Raw genomic sequence first — 23874 nt, forward strand, 5'->3', positions numbered from 1 at the left:
ATGATTACGATGGATCAGATTATCCGCGAAGGTCATCCGACCCTCCGGAAAAAAGCGGAGGAAATGAATTTTCCGCTCACACAGGAAGAAAAGACGATTGCTGCCGAGATGCTCGAGTTCCTGAAAAACAGCCAGGATCCGGAGAAGGCTGAAAAATACGGATTGCGCGCGGGAATCGGCATCGCAGCCAACCAGATTGACGTGCCAAAGCGGATGTTCGCCCTGCATATGGTCGATGAGGGGACGGAGCCGCTCAGCATGACCATCATCAACCCGAAAATCGTGAGCCACTCTGCCAAGAGGTCCTATCTTCCGGGAGGAGAGGGCTGCCTGTCGGTAGACAGAGATGTGCCCGGCTTTGTGCCGCGCTACTCCAAGATCACGGTCAAGGGCTTCACTCCGGAGGGAGAACCGATCAAAAAGCGCCTGAAAGGCCTGCAGGCAATCGCCTTCCAGCACGAGCTTGACCATCTGAACGGCGTGATGTTCTACGACCATATCGATCCTGACAAGCCGTTCCGGGAATACCCTGATGCGGAACCGCTGAATGCGGATGAAGAAAAATAAAACCCGGACCGCAACGCGGCTCGGGTCCATTGCAGACAGGCCGGGCCTGTCTGCTTTTTTTGTTCAGATGAGTTTAAGCCGGTCCAGGATCCTCGCGATGCCGTCTTCGGCAACGTCACCTGTGATGTAGTCGGCCCGTTTTTTGGCTTCTTCGTGAGCATTTCCCATAGCCACGCCGACACCCGCAGCCTTGAGCATTTCGATGTCATTCAGACCGTCTCCGAATGCGACGGCATCGTCCATCGTCAGCCCTTCACGTTCAAGAATCCGCTGCATCCCCTCGGCCTTGGAGGTGCCGGCCGGCAGGATATCAGTTGACGTGCGGTGCCAGCGGACAAACTTCATTTCCGGGAAAGCCTCAACATAGGCCAGCTCCTCCTGCTCAGTGCAGAACAGAAGCGCCTGATGGATCGGCCTCTCCCTGTAGAACGTTTCCGATGCCCTCGGATAAGGCATTTTGAGTGAACTCAGGCTGTCTCCGACATGCGGGTGTCCGGTCTCAGTCGCGACCATTTCCCGATCATCCATGAAAATAAGCGGGAAACCGTCCCTGTCCGCTTTCGTCTTGATTCGGGCCAGGATATCCGGTTCGATGACGCCGCCATGAATCAGCTCGCCCCTGTGAACGACATATTGTCCGTTAAAGCAAATGTATGTATCAATGTCCAGGTCTTCAAGCACCGGGCCGATCATGAATGGCGCCCGCCCCGTTGCAATGGCAATGAGATGGCCCTTTTCACGGGCGGCCAGAACCGCTTTTTTGGCTGAATCGGGTAATTTTTTATCATGGTCGTACAGGGTGCCGTCAATGTCGAAAAAGAGGATATTCTTCATCATTTCAATCTCCGCCTTCCTATACAATTCCCTAAAAAAAGCCTTGACAGAACATTCAAAAAGGCCTATAATAGGACACAAGGAGTGATAGCCATGCTGAAACGCCTGAAACGCAAATGGTTGAAGCGGCTCAATGGCATCCTCGGCAAGAAGTCCATTGCATAGCGATCTCATGCCCCCGCGTTTACGGGGGCTTTTCTTTATTTCACCGGGCCCGCATGCTATTATAAACGATATGGCAAGTATTTGAACGTGAAAAAGGAGAGCAGACCATGATCTACAAAGTGTACTATCAAGAAAACATGCATGAAGTACCAGTCCGCGAAAACACAAAAACCTTGTATGTCGAAGCAGAATCTGTCCGTGCCGTGCGCGCTGCGCTGAAAGAGCGCGAACTCTACATCGAACACATCCAAGCATTGGAAGACGGCCATCTGGAATACGAGCAAAAATCGCCTGACTTCCACGTCGAACAGGTGTGACCCGGATGAAATCGGTCAAGAATGATCAGACAGCCGTATTTGCGCTCGGCGGACTGGGCGAAATCGGCAAGAACACGTATGGTGTCCAATTCCAGGATGAAATCATCCTGATCGATGCCGGGATCATGTTCCCGGAAGATGATCTGCTGGGCATCGACTATGTGATTCCCGACTACACGTACATCGAGCGGAATGTCGACAAAGTAAAAGGTCTTTTCATCACACACGGACATGAAGACCATATCGGCGGTATTCCGTACCTGCTCAAGAAAGTCAACATCCCGGTCTACGGCGGCAAGCTGGCGCTGGGCCTCCTGCGAAACAAGCTTGAGGAGCATGGGCTCCTCCGCCGCACGAAGCTGATCGAGGTGGAAGAAGATGACGTGTTCAAGTTCAGAAAGACATCCGTCAGCTTTTTCAGGACGACACACAGTATTCCGGATGCATTCGGGATTGTCGTGAAAACGCCTCCCGGAAATGTCGTCCACACAGGTGACTTCAAGTTTGACTTCACCCCGGTCGGCGAGCCTGCAAACCTGGCGAAAATGGCCCAGATCGGAGAAGAGGGCGTCCTTTGCCTGCTCTCCGACAGTACAAATGCGGAAGTGCCCGACTTCACGATGTCAGAGAAAACCGTCGGTGAAAGCATTGACGAAATTTTTCGGAAGGTGAACGGACGCATCATTTTTGCGACCTTCGCCTCCAACATCTACCGGCTCCAGCAGGCTGTCGAAGCCGCCATCCGTCATGGCAGGAAAATCGCCGTGTTCGGGCGGAGCATGGACAACGCCATCACCATCGGCACGGAACTCGGGTACATCGATGCACCGAAAGAAATGTTTGTGGATACCCAGACACTCAACCGTCTTCCTGCGAACGAGGTCATGATCCTCTGTACGGGAAGCCAGGGTGAACCGATGGCGGCCCTTTCGAGGATTGCAAACGGCACTCACCGCCAGATCCAGATTCAGCCCGGGGATACGGTCATCTTCTCCTCATCCCCGATTCCGGGCAATATCGCCAGCGTCAACCGGACGATCAACCTGCTGTTCCGTGCAGGCGCTGAAGTCATTCACGGGTCACTCAACAATATCCACACATCCGGGCACGGTTCCCAGCAGGAGCAGAAGCTCATGCTCCGCCTGATCAAGCCGAAGTTCTTCATGCCGATCCACGGGGAATACCGGATGCTGAAGACCCACGCCGGTCTTGCCGTCCAGTGCGATGTGCCGGAGGACAATATCTTCATCATGGAGAATGGCGATGTTCTCGCGCTGAGTCCGGATGAGGCTCATCTGGCGGGCCGGATTCCGTCGGGTGACGTCTACATCGACGGCAGCGGAATCGGCGACATCGGCAATGTCGTCCTGCGTGACCGCCGCGTTCTGTCCGAAGACGGCTTGGTCATCGTAGTTGTCACGCTGAACAAGGCCAAAGGCAAAATTGTCGCCGGCCCTGATCTGATCTCCCGCGGATTCGTCTACATGCGTGAATCCGGGCAAATGATCAACGAGGCGCAGTCGATGCTGAACCGCCGGCTCCGCCAGTCGGTCGCCAACTCTGACACGCCGGATACCGAGGCGCTGAAAAGCCAGATCACGGATATCCTCGGCCCGTACCTGTACGAACAGACCAAGCGAAAACCGATGATTCTTCCGGTCGTCATGGAAGTCTGATTGAAAAAAGCTGCACGGATACCCAATCCGTGCAGCTTTTTTATTCTTATCGACCGCAAGAAAGCCCCGGCAAAATACCGCCGGGGCTTTCAGTGCTGCTCAATGCAGCGCTTTCTTCTCAAAACGCAGGATATCCGCATCGGAGCCGATGATAATCAGAATATCCCCTTCATGGATCGGTTCCTCCGCCATCGGGGAGACCACTACGTCTTCCCCCCTCTTGATTGCCACGATGTTGATGCCATACCTGGCCCGGATATCGAGATCCAGGATGGAATGGCCCGCAAGCATTTCATTCGCCTTGATCTCCATGATGGAATGCTCTTCGGATAACTCGAGATAATCGAGGATGTTATTTGAAATCATATTGTTCGCGATCCGGATCCCCATGTCCCGCTCGGGATGGACGACCTGGTCTGCCCCAATTTTCTGGAGCACCTTCGCGTGATAGTCGTTTTGGGCCTTCACTGTGATTTTTTCGACGCCCAGTTCCTTCAGGATCAGGGTGGTCAGGATGCTGGACTGGATATCCTCCCCGATTGCGACAATCACGTGTTCGAAATTCCGGATGCCGAGCGACACAAGCGCCTGCTCGTCGGTCGTATCCGCCACAACAGCCTGTGTGGCAATAGCAGCGAACTCGTCCACCCGCTCAGAATCCTGGTCAATTGCGAGGACGTCCGCCCCCTGCTCGACCAATTCCCGGCAGATGCTTCCGCCGAATCGCCCCAGTCCGACTACGACAAATTCTTTCTTCATCATCCATGCCTCCAGCCGCCGGCCCGCCCGGTGCGGACCGCACGAAAATTACAGCTACAAATCCCGTTTACGCCTACCCCGAAAAAGGAAAGGATGATAGGGAGGCTGTTCAGCCACGATCAAACGGACGCTTTGGCCGGTCCGTGCAGAATTGACATTTCGGATCAGTGCAGGTTTCTTCGCGCCACTCATTGCAACCGGCGCAATACGCGGAATCATAGGTGGCATCGTAGGACAGTGGTTCCAGACAGAATTCACAATAATCATCCAGCTCTTCATATGGAATGATGCGGTCTTTTGTCATCAGAAAAACCCCTTCGATGACGGGCGTTACGCCATTGCGGCTGCGCCCCCGGCCATGGTCCGGACCCGGGAAGAAATTGTTCTTGCCCATTGCCACCCCTCCTTTTTCCAATAGTGTACCACATCATCCCAAAACTACAATGAATCGCGGTGAAAACATGGCTGAGGTTCCTGATACGAAAGACTTCGTCGTAAATGACGGATATCTCTCCTTTATCCTTCCGTTTGCCTATAGGAAAAAACAGATCCGAAAAGCGGCGGATGCCCTAGGTAAAGATGGCTTTCACTTTTTCACACTGGAAGATCCCGGGGGGCGGATCAATGATCTCTATGAAGGATCTGTCGAGATTTCCCAGGAAGAACTGGATCAGTACTTTCTCCCCTACGTGGAACGTAAAATCTTCCCCCCGACTGTTGAAGAATACGGCTTCCATCGTTTCTACAAGGTGGTCGGCGAAGATTTCTCATTGACTGCAGACGGAGAACGGTATCCATTCCGCTTCATGAGCCTGGATGTGACTCTTGGGCCTTTCGGCATCGCATTTCTGACGTCCAGAGTACGTCTGCAGGACAAAGATCTGCCACTGTCCTCCGTCCTCAACTTTATGCAGCATTTCAGGGCGACGGAAAACAGGCTGAAGGAAGAAAAGGGTTCCGTCATCTATTGTGAAGACGGCAAAGAATTCTCAAGTGTCCACGAGTTTCTTCTTGAACGGCTCGCCTCGGCAATCAGGCCGTATATCATCCATGATGAGCGGCTCACAGGGTATTTCGGCAGCCTGCCGTATTTCGAGGATGAGCGGATGTTCGTCACTTCCTTCCTGTTCGCCGAGCCGGGAACGGAAATTACGGATGAGCAGTTGTTCCGGATCGGCAGGGTCGACGGAATCAGCCCTGACGGTAAACCGTTCATCTCATCATCCAACATGACCTACATAAAGGACTATTTGGACGAATATCTGCACGACCGCTGGGCACCGAACCTGTATACGCTGGCCACAGACTTCTCCTATACCAATGTGACCACGAAAAGCCCCGAGGAGATGCAGCGCCCGCTGGCCCACTTTATGGGAACACACTACTACAATTTTCTGTTGCACTACTTTTACAGGATCATGCTCCTCCGTGTATCGTTCGAGTACAGCCGGCTCCAATGGGACAAGGATGAAGAATATCTGAAACGTCTGATTGAGCTGATCACGATTTTCTCGTCCTGGTATTACTTTAAGCATGTCAGTGTCCGCCAGGAAGGGCGGGAACTCGGTCTGCTCTTCAGGCATGCATTCAGCCTTGACGACCTTTTCCAGGAAGTTCGCACCACGCTGGATGAGCTGTACCGGACACAGGAAAACGCGGCCGCAAACAGGATGAATCTTCTCCTCTTCTTCCTTACGGTTTTTACGGTCATCTCAGGCATCTACGGGATGAACCTTGTAATCGAAGATTGGAAAAACGATACAAGCTGGCGTGAGATTACTTCATACGGATTGTTCGGCTGGATCGCGCTGATTACCGCTCTTCTCGGCATCGGCATGTCCATCTACCTGTTCTTCACTTATCTCGGCCGCATTACTTGGCGTAAACTCAAAAGAAAATTCGATGATCTGGACTTCTGATCTTTTGTCCGGCACGCTTCAGCAGCGCGCCGGGCTTTTTGATTTTCCTTTTGTAAATTAGCCATTTTCTCTTGCAATCACAAATGGATTTTGTATAATAAAATCCGCTATTGCTAAACTTAAAGTTTATTATAAGTAAACTCCACAGGAGGCTGCCCATGCAAATCGGGAAAAAAATCAAGCAGCTACGGCTGAAAAAAGGGCTCACACAGGAAGAACTGGGCGAGCGGACGGATTTGAGCAAGGGCTACATCTCCCAGCTTGAACGCGATCATACTTCGCCGTCCATCGAAACCCTGTTTTCTCTTTTGGAAGTACTTGGTTCATCCCCCAAGGAGTTTTTCGACGATGGCCCTGCGGCCAAAGTCGTCTTCAGCAAGGACGAACATATCCTGAACACCGACGAGGACCGGGGTTATTCCGTCCGCTGGCTCGTATCCGGGTCAAATGAGAAGGAAATGGAGCCTGTCCTGCTGGTTCTTGGACCCGGAGGGGTATTTAAGGAGTTTGAACCTTCCCTCTCCCAGACATTCATTTTCGTGCTGAAAGGGCAAATCCTGCTCCGATTGGGTACAGAGAGTTATATGGCCGGTGCGGGCGATGCGCTTTACTACGAGGCATCGCATGAGCATCAGCTGTCAAATGCCGGCCCCGGGGAGGCCAGATGCCTGCTCGTCGCCACTGATTCGTATTTGTGATTATTGATATTGGAGGTAAGACATGACCCAACAGCCTATTATCCGCTTCGACAATGTCTCCAAGCGGTACAACGACGATACGACCGTTCTGAACAACATCAGCTTTGAAATGGAACGCGGCAAGTTTTATACCCTGCTTGGCCCTTCCGGATGCGGGAAGACGACCATTCTCCGCCTGATTGCAGGATTCATCGAGCCCAGCAGCGGCGAAATCCAGTTTAACGGACAGAAAATCAACGACACCCCGCCAAACGAGCGACAGGTCAATACCGTTTTCCAGGACTACGCCCTCTTCCCGCACCTGAATGTGTTCGAGAATGTCGCCTTCGGGCTGCGCATTAAGAAGATTAAACAGGCGGAAGTCAAACGCCGTGTCGAGGAAGCACTTCAGTTTGTCAACCTTCAGGGATACGGAGACCGTGAAATTTCCGAGATGTCCGGCGGCCAGCGCCAGCGGGTCGCCATCGCCCGTGCCATCGTGAACGACCCGGAAATCATCCTCCTTGATGAGCCGCTGTCCGCGCTTGACCTGAAGCTCAGGACCGAAATGCAATACGAGCTCCGCGAATTGCAGCAGCGCCTCGGCAAAACGTTCATCTTCGTCACTCATGACCAGGAAGAAGCACTCGCGATGTCGGATGAGATTTTCGTCATGAATGCGGGAGCAATCGTCCAATCCGGAACGCCGATCGATATTTACGACGAGCCGATCAACCGATTTGTCGCTGACTTTATCGGCGAATCCAATATTGTGGACGGTGTCATGATCCGTGACCATCTCGTCCGGTTCGCAGGCAGAGAATTTGAGTGCGTCGATGCAGGCCTGGACCCTAATGAAAAAATCGAAGTCGTCATCCGTCCGGAAGACCTGGAGATCACTTCCCCGGACCGCGGGAAGCTCGTTGTGAAGGTGGACACCCAGCTGTTCCGGGGCGTTCACTATGAACTGTCGACGTATGACCGGGACGGCAATGAGTGGCTCGTGCATTCCACGAAAAAAGCACAGGTCGGCGACGAGATCGGCCTGGACTTTGACCCTGAGGCAATCCACGTCATGAGGCTGAACGAATCGGAAGAAGATTTCGACCGGAGGCTAGAGTCCTACGAGGTGTCCGACCATGCAGAATAAATCGACACGTGCGCTTTACCTCATTCCTTATGGAGCCTGGATCGCACTGTTTGTCGTCGCGCCGATTGCACTTGTCGTCTACTATTCACTGTTCGATATCCACGGTGACTTTACATTTGCCAACTACAAGGCGTTCTTTTCTTCGATCTATCTGGAGCTGACGCTCAGCTCGTTCTGGTACGCCTTCCTGATCACGCTTTTCTCGCTGCTGATCGCGTATCCGACCGCCTATTTCCTGACGAAAACCAGGCACAAGCAGCTCTGGCTGTTGCTGATCATCATTCCGTCCTGGATCAACCTGCTTCTGAAGACTTATGCCTTCATCGGTATTTTCGGTCAGTACGGTCCGATCAACGCCTTTTTCGCAGCAATAGGAATCGGTTCCACACAGCTGCTGTTCACTGATTTCAGCTTTATTTTCGTGTCGGTCTATATTTTTATTCCGTTCATGATCCTTCCAATATTCAACGCGATTGACCGTCTCAATCCTGCTCTGATTGATGCATCGCGCGATCTTGGGGCAAGTCCATGGACGACATTCCGCAGGGTCATCCTTCCGCTCACGATGAACGGCGTGAAATCCGGCATTCAGGTGACTTTCATCCCGGCGCTTTCACTGTTCATGATCACCCGGCTCATTGCAGGAAACAAGGTCATTACGCTCGGCACGGCCATTGAACAGCAGTTCCTCGTCACCCAGAACTGGGGAATGGGCTCGACGATTGCCGTCTTCCTGATCCTGTTCATGTTCATCATCATGCTGTTCACCGGCCAGAAGGAGAAAGGAGGCGCATCCATTGGGAAAACAAAGTAATGTGCAGAAGCTATTTCTTGCGCTTGTATTCATCATCCTGTATGCGCCGATCTTTTTCCTGATCTTCTACTCGTTCAACTCGAACGGGACGATGTCGTCGTTCGAATCTTTCACATGGGAACATTACGCAGCCGTATTCGAAGACACCCGGCTGATCATGATCGTGTTCAACACGGTCATTGTCGCCCTATTGTCGGCACTGGTATCAACCGCAGTCGGTGTTCTTGGTGCCCTTGCAATTGTCTATCTGAAAAACCGGAAGCTCCGCAGCACACTGCTGTCCCTGAACAACGTGCTGATCGTCAGTCCGGACGTCATCATCGGGGCGTCGTTCCTGATTCTCTTCACCGCAGTTGGTGTGCGCCTCGGATTTGCATCGGTGCTGATTTCGCACATCGCCTTCAGCATACCGATCGTCGTCCTCATGGTGCTCCCGAAACTGCTGGAGATGAGCGATTCGCTGATCGATGCCGCCCGCGACCTTGGCGCATCGGGCAGGGACGTGCTGACGCGCGTCATCATCCCGTACATCAAGCCGGGCATCTTCGCAGGCTTTTTCCTGGCACTCACCTACTCGCTTGATGACTTTGCCGTGACGTTCTTCGTCACCGGCAACGGCTTCAGTACCCTGTCAGTCGAAATCTACTCAATGGCCCGCGCAGGAATTACGCTGACGATCAATGCACTGTCCGGCCTGATCTTTGTCGTCACCGTCGGACTGGTCCTCGTCTACTATGCGCTGAACCGGCGGAACCGCACACCTTTCACGGGGGTGAAAAAATGAAGGAAATTATCCGTGCCGCAGTTGCCGTCATCGTCGTATCTGCACTGCTCCTCTACATCAACAGCCAGCTCGGCAAAACATCGGGCAGCTCGGGCAACGACACCATCACCGTCTACAACTGGGGTGAATACCTGGATCCGGAACTCCTGGATCAGTTCACGGAGGAAACCGGAATCCGCGTCGTCTATGAGACATTCGATTCGAACGAGGCGATGATGACGAAGGTTGAGCAGGGAGGGACGTCCTATGATGTCGCCATGCCGTCCGAGTACATGATCGAGAAGATGAAGGAGGAAGACCTCCTCATCCCGCTTGATCACTCCAAGATACCGAATTTGGACAATATCGACCCTTACTTCCTGGACCTGCCATTCGATCCGGGCAATGAATACTCCGTCCCCTATTTCTGGGGAACGGTCGGCATCGCCTTTAACCCCGATCTGCTCGAGGAGGACTTTGACTTCACGAGCTGGGAGGACCTGTGGAGCCCCGAGCTCCGCCAGCAGGTCATTCTCGTCGACAGTGCGCGTGAGGTGATGGGGATGGGACTGAACAGCCTCGGCTACTCCCTCAACTCGACCGATGAGTCCGAACTGAATGCCGCTTCTGCCAAACTGGATGAGCTCACGCCGAATGTCAAAGCGATCATCGGCGATGAGATTGTTGAAATGATGCGGCGGAGCGAGGCGGCCATCGCCCTTACCTGGTCCGGCCAGGCCCTCGACATGATGTACGTCAACGAATCGATCGACTTCGCCGTCCCGGAGGAAGGTTCCAACCTCTGGTTCGACAACATGATCATTCCGAAAACGGCAGACAACGTCGATGGGGCGCATCAGTTCATCAACTTCATGCTGGATGCGGAAGTTGCGGCCCAAAACGCCGACTGGGTCGGCTACTCCACGCCGAACGCAGCCGGACTTGAACTGATGGACCCGGAAGTGACCGGGGATGAGCGATTCTATCCGGATGAGGAAATCCGCGGACGCCTTGAAGTGTACCGGAACCTCGGACCGGAAATGACCGGTGAATACAACGAACGCTTCCTGCGCTTCAAGATGGGCATGAACTAAATCCGGCAGCCCGGAATCTGCAGATTCCGGGCTGTTTTTTCAATTCTCCGATATTTTTCTCCGAAGACATCACAGGGAAGTGTAACGGGTATTATGGGTATGGTAGAATTGTTTGAGACACGAAATTTCAAAAGGGGGTCCGGGCATGGCGGAGGCAACCAATCGGTCTGCATTGTATATCCTCATGTTCAACATGTTTATCGCGATGTCCGGCATCGGGCTGATCATCCCGATCATGCCTGCTTACCTGGAGACATTCGGTGCGGCGGGCCAGGTGCTGGGCTTCCTCATTTCCGCCTTTGCGCTCGCGCAATTCCTGTTCTCCCCGATTTCCGGCAACCTGTCCGACAGGTATGGCAGGAAAAAACTGATCATCTTCGGGCTGGTCGTCTTCGGACTGTCGCAGCTTGCATTCGGGCTTGCGACAGAGTTGTGGATGCTGTTTGTCGCCCGGTTCATCACGGGCTTCGGTGCGGCTTTCCTGATTCCTCCGATGATGGCCTTCGTGGCGGACATCACGACTTTTGATGACCGGGGAAAAGGGATGGGGTGGCTCGGTGCCTCCATGTCACTCGGCTTCATGATCGGCCCGTCGATCGGGGGATTCCTTTCGAATGTGAGCCTTCAGTTCCCGTTTTATATCGCCTGCAGCGTCGCCCTGATTGCCGCATTGTCATCTGTACTGATTCTTCCTGACCCCCGCCCGGAAAAAGGGCCGGATACACGGGAGGCGCAAAAGCAGGAGAACATCGTGGGTCAACTGAGGCGCTCCATTGCGATGAACTACTTTATCCTGCTGATCATCACGCTCGTCTTCTCGTTCGGCCTCGCAAACTTCCAGGCGACGATTTCCATGTATATGGACAAGAAATATGCGTACTCGCCGTCCGAGATTGCCGTACTCATGACGATCGGCGGATTTATCGGGGTGGTTGTCCAGACATTCGTCGTCGATCCGCTGTTCCGGAAGTACGGGGAGATGCGCGTTATTCTGGTGAACCTGCTGATAGCGGCCCTTGCAATGACCGGCATCCTTCTTGTGGACCGGTTCTGGTCGCTCATGCTCATCTCCACGTTCTTCTTCACGGCGACCGCCCTGCTCCGCCCGGCACTCAATACGCTCATTTCGAAAATGGCCGGAAATGAACAGGGATTTGCAGCAGGACTGATCAACGCCTACATGAGCCTGGGCAATATGTTCGGACCCGCGCTTGCGGGCACGCTGTTCGATATGAACATGGCCCTTCCGTATATTTTCGGAACCGCCGTACTGCTCGTCTGCTTCGGCATCACCGCCTCCTGGGCGAGACTCCACCGGGAGCAGCTCCGGACGCTCCGTTCCAGAAAGGTTCCGGCAACCCGATAAACAGAACAAACCCGCCATGCGTCTGCATGGCGGGTTTTCCCGTGTTCGGCTTTATCTTTCCTTCTTTTTTTCTTTCAGCAGCTTCTCCACGCTCGTTTCTTCGCTGTTCCCGTTTGCTTCTCCCTGCCTTCTTGCAGCCCGGTCCGGTTTCCGGATGTGCGGCATCCCGAATCTCCGCAGCGTGATATCCGCAAAAAAGACCAGCATCGACGCAATGGCGAACCAGTTCCAGGCGGGGAGAATGTCTTTTTTGGACGCTTCCGGAGGCCGAAGAACCTCTTTGGAGGATTCCAGAACTTGGCCTCCGGACGCTTCTGCGATGGCGGAAAGTCTTTCCTGGTCGGGAGGCCCGGGCCGATATTCATCACCATAAGGAATCGTGATGCCGGCCGTAGAGACGGTTTCCCCGTCCCCTGAAATTCTGAAAAAGACGAGACCCGGACCGGATTTCACGCGTACACGTGCGGTGCCCGGCCGAAGCGGTTCAACTGCCGTCCCGAGCTCGCGGCCCTTTTCATCGGCGACGGCGATGTCGAGGAACGGCATGGACTCCGAACCGGTTACCGTATACGAGCCGTCCATGTTCCTGCGGATATCGAACGGCTCGCTGCGGTATTCAGGAAGGATTCTTGAAACGGCGGTTGTCCACAGTTCCCCCCAGCGGTCCCAGGATGCGAAGCCGCCGCTCCAGGCTCCCGAACCGGACGTGTAGGCAAGTGTCCTGCCAAGACCGTAACGCCCTTCCGCGATAATGGGGTCTTCCTCCGGGCTTTCGAGGATCACATCGGAGCCGGGCTTTGCCGTCGTCGCAATATAAGCGTTCATCTGAGGAAGCCCGTTGCTGAACAGCGCATCCCAGCCTGTCCCCGTGCGCACAGAAGGCGTGAAGCTCTCGTCGACAATATAAGTTCTCGACAGCATCGCCGTCTCCCTCGATAGGATGGACGGCACCGAGTCGGCATCGGTGACTTCGTAATATCGGCCCGAAGCCTGATCCGAGAGCATCCGGAGCAGCTGCCGGTCCGCATCGGCGCCGATCGCCACCGTCGACATTGTCACCCCGTCCGCTTCGCCGGCCTTCGCAAGAGAGGCGTAATCCCCTCCTGGAGCGGATACTCCGTCCGTCAGCAGGATGATATGCTTGCGTTCCAGATCCAAACCCCGGAGACGCTCATAGGCAAGGGCGACCGCCGGGTAGATATCGGTGCCGCCTCCCGGCGTGACCGACATGATTTTCCCCGTGGCTTCCTCAGGATCTCCGAGCGGGGACGTTTCGATTACTTCCCAAGGGCTTTCGTCAAATGTGATGAATCCGAGCGTGTCGTCTTCCCTGAGGAGTGCGGCAGACCGTGCAGCCGCTTCCTTCGCCAGATCCAGCTTGCGCCCGGTCATGCTTCCGGAGCGGTCCAGTACGATGACGAGACCCAGTGTGGGGATGACCTGTTTGCCGGTCACGTCCATATCGACGGGAAGCATCTCTTCAATCGGTGTACGGAAATAACCTCCAAGACCGAAACTATTCTCTCCGCCGACCATCAAGAAACCGAGACCGAATGTCTTGACGGCCTGCTCAATGACTTTCATCCGTTGCTCCCCGACCCGATGCCCGGGGACATTGTCGAAGATGACGGCATCATACTGAAGATAGGACGACAGGTCTTGGGGAAGTTTGTCCGCATGAACCGTTTGGGCAAAGACCCCGCTTTTTCCGATCAGCTCTCCAAGCGGGCTGGGTGCATCGGAAGTGTCTGCTATCAGGACACGGGGCGGGCCTTCAATCTCAGTGACTGCAGTCATCCGGTTGTTTTCCTGGATGTTGTCACCTTCCATGATGACCTGTGCCTCGTATTTCACCAGGCCCTCTTCGGCCTGCACTTCGCTGAAAGTAAAGCGGTTTTCCCCTTCGGCCAGATCAATGTCCCGCTCGGCAATCGGCTCATCATTGCGGAACAGGACCAGGCGGGCGGCTGCGGCGGCGGTCGCCCCGACAGTCACCTCCAGCTGCTGTGATTCACCCTTCCTGCCGCTGGACGGGACGGTGAACGAAGAGACGGATGCATCTTCGGAGTCCGGAGCGGCCATTACGGCTGCATCGACAGTGACCCCGGCCGGCAGCTGACTCCGGATATACCCCAGTGCATCACCTCTCGTTTCCCTTCCGTCCGACAAAACCACGATCCTCGCCGGACTTCCTCCTGCGGCGGCTGCAGCATACCGCAGTGCGCCTTCCAGATCCGTTTCGCCGGCATTAAGGCCGATATCCGCCCCGGCCCCTTCCGGCAGATCATTGGATACTTCCCCTGCAAACGAAAGGACTGTGACATCGCGGTCCGGACGGTGGCTGATGGCCCCGGACAGGAAATCCGAGATCTCATCTTCTGTCCCTTCCATGGAGGCGGAGCGGTCCACGAGAAAGATCAGCCGTTCCTCCTCCGCACGCATCAGCAGATAGGGAGAAGCTGCCGCAAAGATGAGCAAAGCAGAGGCCAGAATCCTCAAGCTCAGAAGCACACCGGCCTTGTGTCCGCTTTTTCCCCGCTCCCGTTTCCATGACCAAAACAGATAGCCGATGACAGGGATCAGGAGAAGGAGATAGTCCGGATGTTCAATACGAAAGTCCATGACGGCGCTGCACCTCCCATTCTGCAAGAATCAGAATCAGGATCAGAACGGTCAGCGGAAGGGCGAGCGGACGGTTGACGGGGGATGCGGCATTGCCGCCGTCCTCCTGCCCACCGGCAGTAAACGATGGTCCGGCCTGCATGGTACGCTCCTCCTCCGGCAGGTCGACGGCCAGATAGCGCTCTTCGTTCCCGGACCGGAGAACGTACAGCCCAGGCTCATCCGGCGCTGTCACCGCCTCTGCTGCGCCAAATTCGGTCATGTATTCCCCTCCTGCGGTAAACAGTTGCCAGCCCCCTTCGCGGGAAGGCGTGACCGAACGTCTTTCCCCAGGGAGAAAAATGCCGGCTCCTGCCTGCTCACGGGAATAACCGTCAATGACGCTCCAGAGAAAGAGCGGGAAGGACGGACGGAGAGGCCAGTCGGTCATGGATGGGTCAGCCAGCACTGCAATTCTTCCGTCGGCTGCCCTCTGGATCAGCGGGCTGTTTTCCGGGCCCGCGACCGCCTCCATTTCCGGGAAAGGCGGATAAAGCGCGGATGCATAGATTTCCTCGCCCGGAGCAAAAGCGAACAGCGTATCCCCGGCCGGTGTGATGAACACCGGATTCTCTTCAGGTTTTCCCTCACGGCCGAACAGCACTGTACGTCCCCGGCGTTCCAGGAACGTCTTTTCCGAACCGGTCACGACAATCGCCTCTTCCGGCAGTTGCCCCTCCTCGTCCCTTGCATATGCGGTCACGTCTGCAGCGGCAGCCAGTAGGGCTTTATGTACCAGCTCATGCAGTCCGGCTTCCACATAAACAGGCAGTTCTTCTCCACCGGAAACGGCATGGGCGATATTGTCCGCCGGATAGCCGTCATCGGTCTCTGCTGTGAGCTGAAGGCCCCGAATGTATGGCAGACCGTCGAACAAGACCCGTTCGGCCTCTCCAGCCCCGATGGTGAGTTCACGGGATTCCCCGACCGGTTTGCCCTGCTCATCTTTCACGGATAGCGCTACTTTCTTGCCGGACGGAGAATCATTTGTCACGACTGCAATCGCAGACTGGCCTTTCGGCCCCCATGTGATGCCGAACTGTCCGACCGAGACATTTTCAGGAAGGGATGTTGCAGCATGAATGCTGTAAACCACACCCGGAATGACAGCCGGAAGATCTTCCGGATCCATCGCGTCGGTGAAAACATGGACATCCGCCTGTTGCCCGCCTGCAGCGGTTCCCGCAAGGGACAGTGCCGCCGGCAGATCCTGATGGGCGTAAGTGAGGCCGAGACGCCGGACAGTCCGGAGTGCTTCCTCCGCCTTCTCGGAAGCCTGCAGCAAAACCTCGGGGTTGCCGCCGGCACGGATTACGGTGAACCGTGCGTCTTCATTGTCCCGGATCAATGATTCCATCCGGCTTTTGTGCCGTTCGATCAGCGGATCGCCGTTTTCTTCGGCCAGCATCGTGGCGGATGTGTCCGCTACGATGATCAAGTGTCCCGAAGCGTCCCCGGAACCTCTGATGCCCGGCTTCATAAGCAGGAGCACGAACAGCAGCAGTGCTCCCATCTGCAGGTAGAACAGGGCATTCCGGTTCAGATGGCTGATAAAAGGAGAGCTTTCTGTGTGCTTCCGTGACTCTTCCCAGAAAAGAACTGACGGTACCGTGCGCTCCACATATTTCTTTCGGAAAAAATAATAAAAGAGGACGATGGCAGGGATGACCAGCGTCCAGATCATGCCGATTGACCCGAATCCCATCCGATCTCCTCCCTGCTCAGCGGGCCCAGCCCGCTCTTCTCATCTTTCCTGACACAAACTCCGCTGCACTTTCCTGCTTCCCCGCCTTCAGACTGGAAACACCGTACTCCCGGCAGAGGGCTGCAAGCTCCGAAAAATGCCGCTCTCTCTGCGCCTGTTGCCTGCTTATCGCGCTTTCCGTCAGTGTTACATCCACCGCCTTGCCGGTCTCTGAATCGACAAAGCGGACATCACCGACCCGAACGGGAACATCCGGGCGGTCATCTGTAAGCAGGATCAGCCGTACCTCACCCGCGCTTTTCCTGAGCTTGCGGAACAGCGGACGGAACGCTGCCGGCGGCTCCAGTCCGTCCGTCACGATATATCGGACTGATGCGGCCGGCATGCTTTCTGAAGCCGCCGCACCTGCAAAGCCGGGCCCTTCAGGGGACGGCAGCTGTTCCAGGTGACTCAGGAAACGGTTCCTGTTCCGGACGCCCTTCGCCGAAAACGGCATTGTTTCACCTGCAGCCGAAAAATGCATGTGATCATCCCCGGCCAGTGCCATCGTACCGAGCACCGCGCAGAGCCTCCGTGCAGCTAGCCAACGGTCACCGCCCATTGACCGGCTGGCATCCAAAATCACCGACACGCGGAGCTCGCGCTCATCCATAAAACGTTTGATGAACAGCTGTTCCGTCCTGGCATAGATGTTCCAGTCAACATTCCGGATGTCATCACCGGGGGCATAGGGCTGGAAATCCGAGAAATCCGGAGAAGTCCCGCTTCTGCCCGATGCATTCCTTCCCTGATGCATCCCTTTCGGAGCGGAACGGGCGAGGTGCCGGAGCCTGCCGGCGGCAACGGCATCAGATGACGGGAAAAACGATTCCGTCATGACAGGTTACCCCCGGCCGACAGATCGGCAAGCCGGGATATCAGTTCATCCGCTGGCATGCCTGCCGCTTCGCCCTCATAGTTGAACAGCAGACGGTGCCTCAATGCAGGAACCGCGGCCCTTTTCAGATCACCAATCGACACATGGAAGCGTCCATCGGCCAGTGCCCGCGCTTTCGCTGCGAGCACAAGGCTTTGCAGCCCGCGCGGACCGCTGCCGAAACGGACCCACCGGCGCACCTCGTCCAATGGAGAATCGGAAGGATGAGTGCCGGTGACAATACGGGCGGCCACGTCCAGCATCTCCTCCGGAAGGATGACCTCACGGACCATTTCGCGCGCACGCCGGACTTCTTCCGGTCCCATCAATTTCTGAAGGGAGGCGGTCCTGTTGCCGGTCGTGCGGCGGATGATTTCCTTGAGCTCCTCCCCGTCCGGATGCGGGACGATCACTTTGCAGAGAAAACGGTCCAGCTGTGCTTCAGGGAGCGGATAGGTTCCCTCGAGTTCAATCGGGTTTTGAGTGGCCAGCACGAAAAAAGGATCCTTCATCGGCCGTGTGCTCCCGAGCACAGTAACTGTCCTTTCCCCCATTGCCTCGAGCAGTGCGCTCTGTGTTTTCGGCGTGGCACGGTTGATCTCATCGGCAAGCACCATTTCGCTGAAGAGCGGACCTTCGCGGAAAACAAAGTCCTTGCGTCCGTCAGGCGACTCTTCGATCACTGTTGTGCCGGTGATGTCAGAAGGCATCAGGTCCGGCGTGAACTGGATGCGGGAAAAGCCCAGGTCCAGCACTTCGGAAAACGTCCGGATCAGCATCGTTTTCCCAAGCCCCGGCAGCCCCTCAAGAAGGGTGTGGCCACCTGCAAGAATGGAATAGAGGATAAAGTCCACCGCCTCTTCCTGACCGACGATGAACTTCCCCACCTCTTCCTTCACCCTGCTGATTTTCACGCTCATCTCCTTGTAATCCTCTTTTGTAAAAGCCACATTCCTCACTCCCTCGTATCGATCGACGAAAAATAATCGGACAAGACTTGTTGAAGGTCTTCCGGCAGTCCAAGGCGGCCGGCATGTTCTACAAATGCATCCCGGTATTCGCCTTTTACCTCCTCATAGGGACGGACTTCCCCTCTTTCTGCAGGAACGAGGCTGTCTGCAGCCGATAAACCTTCTTTCTGCGGACCCGGATCCATAACCTGATCTCCAGGTTCGGGCGGGGACTGCGGCGTGCTGACAAGGTTCCGGTCACCGTCACCCGAACCCTGGCCGGAGCCCCCGCTTCCGGAACCACCGTCATTGTTTCCGGGCCCGGTCCCGGTTCCGCTGATTCCGTCGCCTCCATTGCCGCTTTCCGTTCCGTTCCCGTCACCGTCCTGCGCTTCGCCTCCATTGCTCTCTGATCCACCGCCGCTTTCACTGGAGGAATTCTCTTCACCCTCCGCTCCCGGTTCTCCATCACCGCCGGGGGACGTCCCCTCCTGTCCCTGCGCTGCTCCACGTGAGCCCGCTCCCTCTTCTCCTGAAGAGGCATGGTTTCCGGTCCCTGATGTGCGCCCCATGCGTGCCAGCTGTTCTTCGGCGTCTCCGGACAAAGCGGCCAGCGCCGCTGCCGCCTCGCCGGGTGTCAGGATGCGTTCTCCTGATGTCTGGCCTGGGCCGCTTTCTGGGCGTTCCGAGAAACGTTCTTCAAGGGACAGTTCACGCTGGAGCTTTACCGCCTCACGGACCGCTTCTTCCGGAGAATCGGCGGATCTGATTTCTTCGGCCAGTTCAGCGAGCCGCTTTTCAGTTCCCGGATCATCTGTCCGCTCCTCAAGAGCGCTTACATTGTCGGCAAGTTCATCGATAATCTCCCGCTCTTCATCGGCTTCTTGCGCCTCCAACTGTGCGGAGGATGGAAACAGGGAAAGCACCGCCACGACTGCTGCTGCGCCGCCCGCAATCAGGAGCGGCCGGCGCTCCGTCCACTGTCCCTTCCTTTTCCGGAACCGTGTCAGCGCTGCGGAAGACGCTTCCGCAGCCGCATCCGACAGGGCCTCGGAGAGAGGGCCTTCACGGCTTCCGTCTGTTTCTGCGGCCAGGATGACATTATCCCGGCAAAACGCATCGAGCGTTCTGACCGACTGCAGCCGCGTCGGGGCCCTCCGCCACTCCTGAATGAACACCACAGCCGCAGCTAATATTGCCGTCAATCCGGCAATACCTGCGTAACCCGGCCAGATAAACAGACGGGAGGCAGCAAGCAGCAAAACGGCCGAAACTGCACCTGCAGCCAATCCACGCACAGCCGTTCTCATCAACCATTCCATCATCAGTCTCCGCCGGACGTGTGCAACGGCTCCGTCCAGTTTCCGCCTGCTGCCCATGCCGCACCTCCTTTATTTGCCCCGTGCCATATTGACACGGAGTGATTTTACTGACACGAACACAGCCGCCGCCGTAACAGCCAGATAAAACAATAGATAAATGATCCAGATCGGCCAGCCCAGACCGGTCATTTCGCGCAGGAGATTTCCGGAATCCGCAGCGAGGAGAGAAGCAGTCAGCACCGCCGGGTTGATGGCCGCGAATAAATGGGCGGCCGGAGATGCGCTTCCCTGACTGAGCGAAGCGAAGAAAATACTCAGGAAACCGGTGACTGAAAGCAGTGCGAGAACCGAACCGTAAGTCGCTATCATCGAGATGATCGTCTTCCGGATCAATGTGGAAAACATTACACCGAGACTACCAATCGCAACTGTCGTCAGCAGGAAGTAAAACATGAGAAGAAGAAGCTGTTTCGGCGACACACCGCCATACAGGAAGACAATGCTGTACAGGGGAAGGCTTGAGACCAGCATCAGGACCAGAAAGGCAATCGACGACAGCAGCTTGCCGACAATGATCTGAAAAGAGGTCTGGGATGTCGTAAGCAACATGTTGAGCGTCTGCTTTTCCCGTTCGGAACTGATGGACCCTGCCGTCAGCCCGGGCGTGATGAAGAGGACAAGCACGAGCTGGATATAAGTCAGCATCGTGAACAGCATGTAACTTTGACCGGGATCCAGATACCCCCCGGATGAACCGTCCTGCGTCATGAGGTAGAAGAAGCCGATGACAAACAGGCTCATCGAAGCCAGGTAAAACAGAATACCCACAAAGCTTTTCGGCGAGCGGAACCGGAGCTTGATTTCTTTCATCAGAACCGGATTGGACAGGTCCGCTTTCATCATGCACCGCCTCCTTTCGTCAGTGACAGGAACACGTCTTCAAGGTCGGTTTCCTCTTCGGAAAAAGAGCGGATTCCGAGCGGGCTTGCAGCGGCTGCTGCAAGCAGTTCCTCCTGGTCCTGCTGTGAGCCGCTGAACGAGAATGCTACCTCGCCTGCCTCGTCGTCCCTTATGAGTGCCGAAACAAACGGCCTTTCCTCGAAGAATCCGGCCGCCGCAGCAGCAGGACCGTTCAGCTTCACAACGATCACCCGGTCCCCTTTCATCATAGAGTGGATTTCACGTACGGATTGCCTGGCAAGCAGGCGGCCCCGGTCGATCACGCCGATCTCGTCGCACATCTCCGCCAGTTCCGGGAGGATATGGGAAGAGATGAGGATGGTTTTGTCCATGTCCTTCAGCCGCTTCATAATCTCCCTCATTTCGACCCTCGCCCTCGGATCGAGCCCGGATGCCGGTTCATCGAGAATCAGCACTTTTGGGTCATGGATCAGGCTGCGGGCCAGACAAAGCCGCTGCTTCATCCCGCGTGACAGGGAATCGACATAGGCATCCCGCTTTTCCGAAAGATTCACCAATTCCAGCAGCTGGCCGATCAGCGTCTTGCGGCTTCCGGCCGAAATCCCGTAGCTGGCTGCGTAAAAGTCCAGGTACTCCTCGGTTTTCAGCTGGTCATAAACTCCGAAAAAGTCCGGCATGTAGCCGATGAGCCTGCGCACTTCTGCAGGGGAAGTGCGCACACTGTATCCCCCCACGAAGGCATCGCCCGAAGTCGGCGGGAGCAGGGTCGCCAGTATCGAGAACGTCGTCGACTTCCCGGCGCCGTTTGCACCGACAAAACCGAATACGCTTCCTTCCCCGACTTCCAGATTCAGATCATGCAGGGCACGGAATGACCCGTAAGACTTGGTCAGGTTCCTTGTCTCGATCATGGCGATGCCACTCCTTCCAATTCAATTTCAGGCAGCCTGGCGGCTCTGCCGTCGGGCGGGCTCTCGATGCGGAACCGGAAAGCACCATCATCCTGCCCGAAATAGTCCGGCGCCGGATCCAGTGCATTCATGCCGGCTGTTAGCTCTTCAAATTCGCCGGAAGACCGGTTAAGAATGGAAACTCCGGCCCCTGCGGAGACACGGACACTGAGTGAGGTCCATGCGATTTCCGGTTGTGAATAGGTTTCCGGAACGGATGGCTCATAAAGGAACGTCCCCGGTGACAGGAACAGCTTACCGTCCGGATACTTCTCCGCATACCCGTCCGGATGCTCCGGAGAAATGGGCCCGCTGATGACGGAGGACGGGATGCTGAACGGCCCGGACATCCGGATTTCCGGATCAAACGGCTGCACGATGACCGAAACCGAGCTGTATTCCGGATTCCCTTCCAGACTGACTTGGGCAAGCGGAGAGGAGGTATGTCCGATCAGCACCGGACGCCTTCCATCCAGATAGGATCCGGCCGCCTGCACCATATTTCCGGCCCTCCCATCATCCGGATTTCCATAGCGGGTTCCGGCGGGACCGGATCCCGCTGTTGAAACTGCAGGGTACAGCCCGCTTCCAGGCACTTCCACATCAATCTCCATGGCCTCTCCGGCCTCCAGATCACCGAGTGCGATCAAACCTGTGCCGCTCCAGACAGAGACATCCCGCAGTCGGAACGGAAATCCATTGGTGATTGTACCGGTAAGCCTGCCGCCTGAAACGGTGAGCTCACCAGCCAGACTGCCTGCATCCTCAATCCGGGTTTCGCCATGGACCGTGCGGACCGACCAGAACGGCATGGACCTGAGTGTCAGTAATGTTCCCTGCGTTGTTTGTTCCGCAACTGCATGCCCGAAGCTGCCGGAGCCGCCGGAAAAGGGAGTACTCCTCCCTGCGGCGGAAAGGGTCATCGGAGATGATGCGGCAACCTCCAGATCACCTCCCCGATTTGTCAAAACGGAACCCGTATACACGCCCGACAGTGTTCCGCTGCCGTCGGAAAAGAACAGGGCCGCCTGCCTGAATTGGGGATGGAACAACCGGTCTTTTGCACCGTAGGAGAAAATCCCCGCAGAGATCAGGACAGCAGCTGCCGGGATGATCCACCACGCCTGCTCTCTCCGGTCTCTTCTTCTTAGGACATAGTAAAGGACAGGCCCGATCAGGATAATATAGAGCATCACAATGAGGATGATGGCGGCCGCAGGAATCCTGAAGGTCTCGAAACGCTCCGTTGCGCTTTTGCCCAGCTGGACAAAATCACTTTCGGGGTCTCCGTACATGCCGGAATAAGCGGCAGCGGTTCCCGGCATGCCCGAAAGGATCCCGCCAATGAAGCTGGCGGTGTCCGGGGCGGAAGCCAACGGTTCATCCCCGAATGAAAATGCCGTCTGGACGATTTTTCCCGCCCCATATTCAGAGAACGCAGCAAGTACCCGGCCTTCCCATTCTCCAAGTGATTGTGCCCCGTCTTTTAATGTCACCTTGAATGCCGGTACAGCTGTTTCTGTGCCTGATTCCCGCAGTGCCTCAGGCGGCAATTCTGACCTGCCCTGCTGTTCAAGCGGCAATGCTCCGCTGAACATTCCGGCATCTGCCGGGTCATCGGTCATTCCGATAAGGAGCGTTGCCCCTTCACGGATGCGGCCGGCAATGGCCTCCTGATCGTTTTTTGAGAGCCCCGCCAACATCCCGTCATCTGCGATGATCAGGTCCGCCGCCTCCCAGCCGCCCGCATCAGCCGGAAGGATCGCACTCCTGCCAAGCGGCCCGATGACCTCGGACTCCGGCGTACCGCCGAAGTTCAGGTCCCTGATTCCCAAAAGCCGATCAGCGCTTTCGGCAAGAGCAACCACAAACGAGGTTTCCGTATAGTAAAAGTTCACATTCGGACGTCGGTCGCCTTTATAGGCGACTTTCCGGCCGCTCCTCCAGTCCCCTTCAAAAAAGCGGAATTGCTGTTCCGTAAAGGAGTAGGAATTTACCGAATCCACCGTCACCCGCACCGTTTCTGTTTCACCCGTTCCGATATTCAGAGCGACTGCCCGGGCGGTGCCAGATTCATAGACATCACTGAAATCGACGATCAGGTCCCCTTCGAACGGATCTCCCTCATTCCGGATCTCAACCACGACCGGCATGCCTCTTCCTTCCTTTGCCTTCCCGTCAATGCCGCCTGTGGCCTTGACGGTCAGTTCAGGCGCCGCCGCAGCCGGCCCTGCCCCCAACATCACGGCCACCGCAAACATCAATAAAGCCGTCCCCCATTTTACTGCTCTCAACTGCCCCATCCCCTTTAGCTCAGCTGTTCTTTGTGACGTTTCTTCGCTTGTCCT

The 23874-nt window shown here is 55.9% G+C and carries 21 protein-coding genes; 10 read left to right on the top strand and 11 right to left on the bottom strand.

Annotated elements, in window-relative coordinates:
- Nucleotides 1-567, top strand: coding sequence for a peptide deformylase (gene def, locus AV656_RS05375; protein WP_063179615.1), 567 nt, complete (start codon nucleotides 1-3; stop codon nucleotides 565-567).
- A gap of 63 nt (nucleotides 568-630) precedes the next feature.
- On the opposite strand, the gene AV656_RS05380 is transcribed toward def, so the two are convergent.
- A complete protein-coding gene (locus AV656_RS05380; RefSeq protein WP_197462208.1) occupies nucleotides 631-1404 on the bottom strand; it encodes a Cof-type HAD-IIB family hydrolase in 774 nt (257 codons plus the stop codon).
- A gap of 269 nt (nucleotides 1405-1673) precedes the next feature.
- Between AV656_RS05380 and AV656_RS05385 the strand changes: the two genes are divergently transcribed.
- Nucleotides 1674-1883 (top strand): DNA-dependent RNA polymerase subunit epsilon, encoded by a 210-nt coding sequence (locus AV656_RS05385; protein WP_063179618.1) that lies wholly within the window; start codon nucleotides 1674-1676, stop codon nucleotides 1881-1883.
- A 5-nt stretch (nucleotides 1884-1888) separates the two neighbouring features.
- Nucleotides 1889-3559 (top strand): ribonuclease J1, encoded by a 1671-nt coding sequence (rnjA, locus tag AV656_RS05390; protein ID WP_063179620.1) that lies wholly within the window; start codon nucleotides 1889-1891, stop codon nucleotides 3557-3559.
- A gap of 99 nt (nucleotides 3560-3658) precedes the next feature.
- On the opposite strand, the gene AV656_RS05395 is transcribed toward rnjA, so the two are convergent.
- Both AV656_RS05395 and AV656_RS05400 read right to left on the bottom strand, forming a co-directional pair.
- Nucleotides 3659-4318, bottom strand: a complete 660-nt coding sequence (locus AV656_RS05395) for a potassium channel family protein (RefSeq protein ID WP_063179622.1) — start codon at nucleotides 4316-4318, stop codon at nucleotides 3659-3661.
- 109 nt (nucleotides 4319-4427) lie between these two features.
- Complete coding sequence (locus tag AV656_RS05400; RefSeq protein ID WP_063179624.1) at nucleotides 4428-4712, bottom strand: hypothetical protein; 285 nt, start codon at nucleotides 4710-4712, stop codon at nucleotides 4428-4430.
- Between the two features lie 67 nt (nucleotides 4713-4779).
- Between AV656_RS05400 and AV656_RS05405 the strand changes: the two genes are divergently transcribed.
- From AV656_RS05405 to AV656_RS05435, 7 genes are all read left to right on the top strand, one after another.
- The gene (locus AV656_RS05405) at nucleotides 4780-6237 is read left to right on the top strand and encodes a hypothetical protein (protein ID WP_063179626.1); all 1458 of its coding nucleotides are present in this window, start codon (nucleotides 4780-4782) and stop codon (nucleotides 6235-6237) included.
- 158 nt (nucleotides 6238-6395) lie between these two features.
- The gene (locus AV656_RS05410) at nucleotides 6396-6935 is read left to right on the top strand and encodes a helix-turn-helix domain-containing protein (protein WP_063179628.1); all 540 of its coding nucleotides are present in this window, start codon (nucleotides 6396-6398) and stop codon (nucleotides 6933-6935) included.
- Between the two features lie 22 nt (nucleotides 6936-6957).
- Nucleotides 6958-8064, top strand: coding sequence for an ABC transporter ATP-binding protein (locus tag AV656_RS05415; protein ID WP_063179630.1), 1107 nt, complete (start codon nucleotides 6958-6960; stop codon nucleotides 8062-8064).
- The gene (locus tag AV656_RS05420; RefSeq protein ID WP_063179633.1) at nucleotides 8054-8878 is read left to right on the top strand and encodes an ABC transporter permease; all 825 of its coding nucleotides are present in this window, start codon (nucleotides 8054-8056) and stop codon (nucleotides 8876-8878) included. Before AV656_RS05415 ends, AV656_RS05420 begins: the two co-directional genes overlap by 11 nt.
- Complete coding sequence (locus AV656_RS05425; RefSeq protein ID WP_063179635.1) at nucleotides 8862-9662, top strand: ABC transporter permease; 801 nt, start codon at nucleotides 8862-8864, stop codon at nucleotides 9660-9662. The genes AV656_RS05420 and AV656_RS05425 overlap by 17 nt, the downstream gene beginning before the upstream one ends.
- Nucleotides 9659-10735, top strand: a complete 1077-nt coding sequence (locus AV656_RS05430) for an ABC transporter substrate-binding protein (protein ID WP_063179637.1) — start codon at nucleotides 9659-9661, stop codon at nucleotides 10733-10735. The genes AV656_RS05425 and AV656_RS05430 overlap by 4 nt, the downstream gene beginning before the upstream one ends.
- A 145-nt stretch (nucleotides 10736-10880) precedes the next feature.
- On the top strand, nucleotides 10881-12101 hold the full coding sequence (locus AV656_RS05435) for an MFS transporter (protein ID WP_063179639.1): 1221 nt from the start codon (nucleotides 10881-10883) through the stop codon (nucleotides 12099-12101).
- A 51-nt stretch (nucleotides 12102-12152) separates the two neighbouring features.
- Here the strand turns inward: AV656_RS05435 and AV656_RS05440 are convergent, their stop codons facing one another.
- From AV656_RS05440 to AV656_RS05475, 8 genes are read right to left on the bottom strand one after another with little or no spacing between them, the layout of a single operon-like run.
- Entirely contained in the window at nucleotides 12153-14723 is a 2571-nt protein-coding gene (locus AV656_RS05440; protein WP_063179641.1) for a VWA domain-containing protein, read from the bottom strand.
- Nucleotides 14707-16467: a vWA domain-containing protein gene (locus tag AV656_RS05445; protein WP_063179643.1), complete on the bottom strand. Its 1761-nt coding sequence runs from the start codon at nucleotides 16465-16467 to the stop codon at nucleotides 14707-14709. The genes AV656_RS05440 and AV656_RS05445 overlap by 17 nt, the downstream gene beginning before the upstream one ends.
- 16 nt (nucleotides 16468-16483) lie before the next feature.
- The gene (locus tag AV656_RS05450) at nucleotides 16484-17344 is read right to left on the bottom strand and encodes a DUF58 domain-containing protein (protein WP_063179645.1); all 861 of its coding nucleotides are present in this window, start codon (nucleotides 17342-17344) and stop codon (nucleotides 16484-16486) included.
- The gene (locus tag AV656_RS05455; protein WP_063179647.1) at nucleotides 17341-18333 is read right to left on the bottom strand and encodes an AAA family ATPase; all 993 of its coding nucleotides are present in this window, start codon (nucleotides 18331-18333) and stop codon (nucleotides 17341-17343) included. The genes AV656_RS05450 and AV656_RS05455 overlap by 4 nt, the downstream gene beginning before the upstream one ends.
- 5 nt (nucleotides 18334-18338) lie before the next feature.
- Complete coding sequence (locus AV656_RS16665) at nucleotides 18339-19712, bottom strand: hypothetical protein (protein WP_063179649.1); 1374 nt, start codon at nucleotides 19710-19712, stop codon at nucleotides 18339-18341.
- 12 nt (nucleotides 19713-19724) lie between these two features.
- Entirely contained in the window at nucleotides 19725-20555 is an 831-nt protein-coding gene (locus AV656_RS05465; protein WP_063181255.1) for an ABC transporter permease, read from the bottom strand.
- Nucleotides 20555-21487 (bottom strand): ABC transporter ATP-binding protein, encoded by a 933-nt coding sequence (locus tag AV656_RS05470; RefSeq protein ID WP_063179651.1) that lies wholly within the window; start codon nucleotides 21485-21487, stop codon nucleotides 20555-20557. The genes AV656_RS05465 and AV656_RS05470 overlap by 1 nt, the downstream gene beginning before the upstream one ends.
- Nucleotides 21484-23820 (bottom strand): hypothetical protein, encoded by a 2337-nt coding sequence (locus AV656_RS05475; protein ID WP_156484800.1) that lies wholly within the window; start codon nucleotides 23818-23820, stop codon nucleotides 21484-21486. Before AV656_RS05475 ends, AV656_RS05470 begins: the two co-directional genes overlap by 4 nt.
- Between the last annotated feature and the right edge of the window lie 54 nt (nucleotides 23821-23874).

It is taken from the genome of Bhargavaea cecembensis (genome assembly GCF_001619585.1).
In the GTDB taxonomy this organism is placed as follows: domain Bacteria; phylum Bacillota; class Bacilli; order Bacillales_A; family Planococcaceae; genus Bhargavaea; species Bhargavaea cecembensis_A.

Excerpts from the sequence above, each read along its gene's own strand:
- def (WP_063179615.1), top strand. The coding sequence starts at position 1 with ATGATTACGATGGATCAGATTATCCGCGAAGGTCATCCGACCCTCCGG.
- AV656_RS05380 (WP_197462208.1), bottom strand. The coding sequence starts at position 1,404 with ATGATGAAGAATATCCTCTTTTTCGACATTGACGGCACCCTGTACGAC.
- AV656_RS05385 (WP_063179618.1), top strand. The coding sequence starts at position 1,674 with ATGATCTACAAAGTGTACTATCAAGAAAACATGCATGAAGTACCAGTC.
- rnjA (WP_063179620.1), top strand. The coding sequence starts at position 1,889 with ATGAAATCGGTCAAGAATGATCAGACAGCCGTATTTGCGCTCGGCGGA.
- AV656_RS05395 (WP_063179622.1), bottom strand. The coding sequence starts at position 4,318 with ATGAAGAAAGAATTTGTCGTAGTCGGACTGGGGCGATTCGGCGGAAGC.
- AV656_RS05400 (WP_063179624.1), bottom strand. The coding sequence starts at position 4,712 with ATGGGCAAGAACAATTTCTTCCCGGGTCCGGACCATGGCCGGGGGCGC.
- AV656_RS05405 (WP_063179626.1), top strand. The coding sequence starts at position 4,780 with ATGGCTGAGGTTCCTGATACGAAAGACTTCGTCGTAAATGACGGATAT.
- AV656_RS05410 (WP_063179628.1), top strand. The coding sequence starts at position 6,396 with ATGCAAATCGGGAAAAAAATCAAGCAGCTACGGCTGAAAAAAGGGCTC.
- AV656_RS05415 (WP_063179630.1), top strand. The coding sequence starts at position 6,958 with ATGACCCAACAGCCTATTATCCGCTTCGACAATGTCTCCAAGCGGTAC.
- AV656_RS05420 (WP_063179633.1), top strand. The coding sequence starts at position 8,054 with ATGCAGAATAAATCGACACGTGCGCTTTACCTCATTCCTTATGGAGCC.
- AV656_RS05430 (WP_063179637.1), top strand. The coding sequence starts at position 9,659 with ATGAAGGAAATTATCCGTGCCGCAGTTGCCGTCATCGTCGTATCTGCA.
- AV656_RS05435 (WP_063179639.1), top strand. The coding sequence starts at position 10,881 with ATGGCGGAGGCAACCAATCGGTCTGCATTGTATATCCTCATGTTCAAC.
- AV656_RS05440 (WP_063179641.1), bottom strand. The coding sequence starts at position 14,723 with ATGGACTTTCGTATTGAACATCCGGACTATCTCCTTCTCCTGATCCCT.
- AV656_RS05445 (WP_063179643.1), bottom strand. The coding sequence starts at position 16,467 with ATGGGATTCGGGTCAATCGGCATGATCTGGACGCTGGTCATCCCTGCC.
- AV656_RS05450 (WP_063179645.1), bottom strand. The coding sequence starts at position 17,344 with ATGACGGAATCGTTTTTCCCGTCATCTGATGCCGTTGCCGCCGGCAGG.
- AV656_RS16665 (WP_063179649.1), bottom strand. The coding sequence starts at position 19,712 with ATGGGCAGCAGGCGGAAACTGGACGGAGCCGTTGCACACGTCCGGCGG.
- AV656_RS05465 (WP_063181255.1), bottom strand. The coding sequence starts at position 20,555 with ATGAAAGCGGACCTGTCCAATCCGGTTCTGATGAAAGAAATCAAGCTC.
- AV656_RS05470 (WP_063179651.1), bottom strand. The coding sequence starts at position 21,487 with ATGATCGAGACAAGGAACCTGACCAAGTCTTACGGGTCATTCCGTGCC.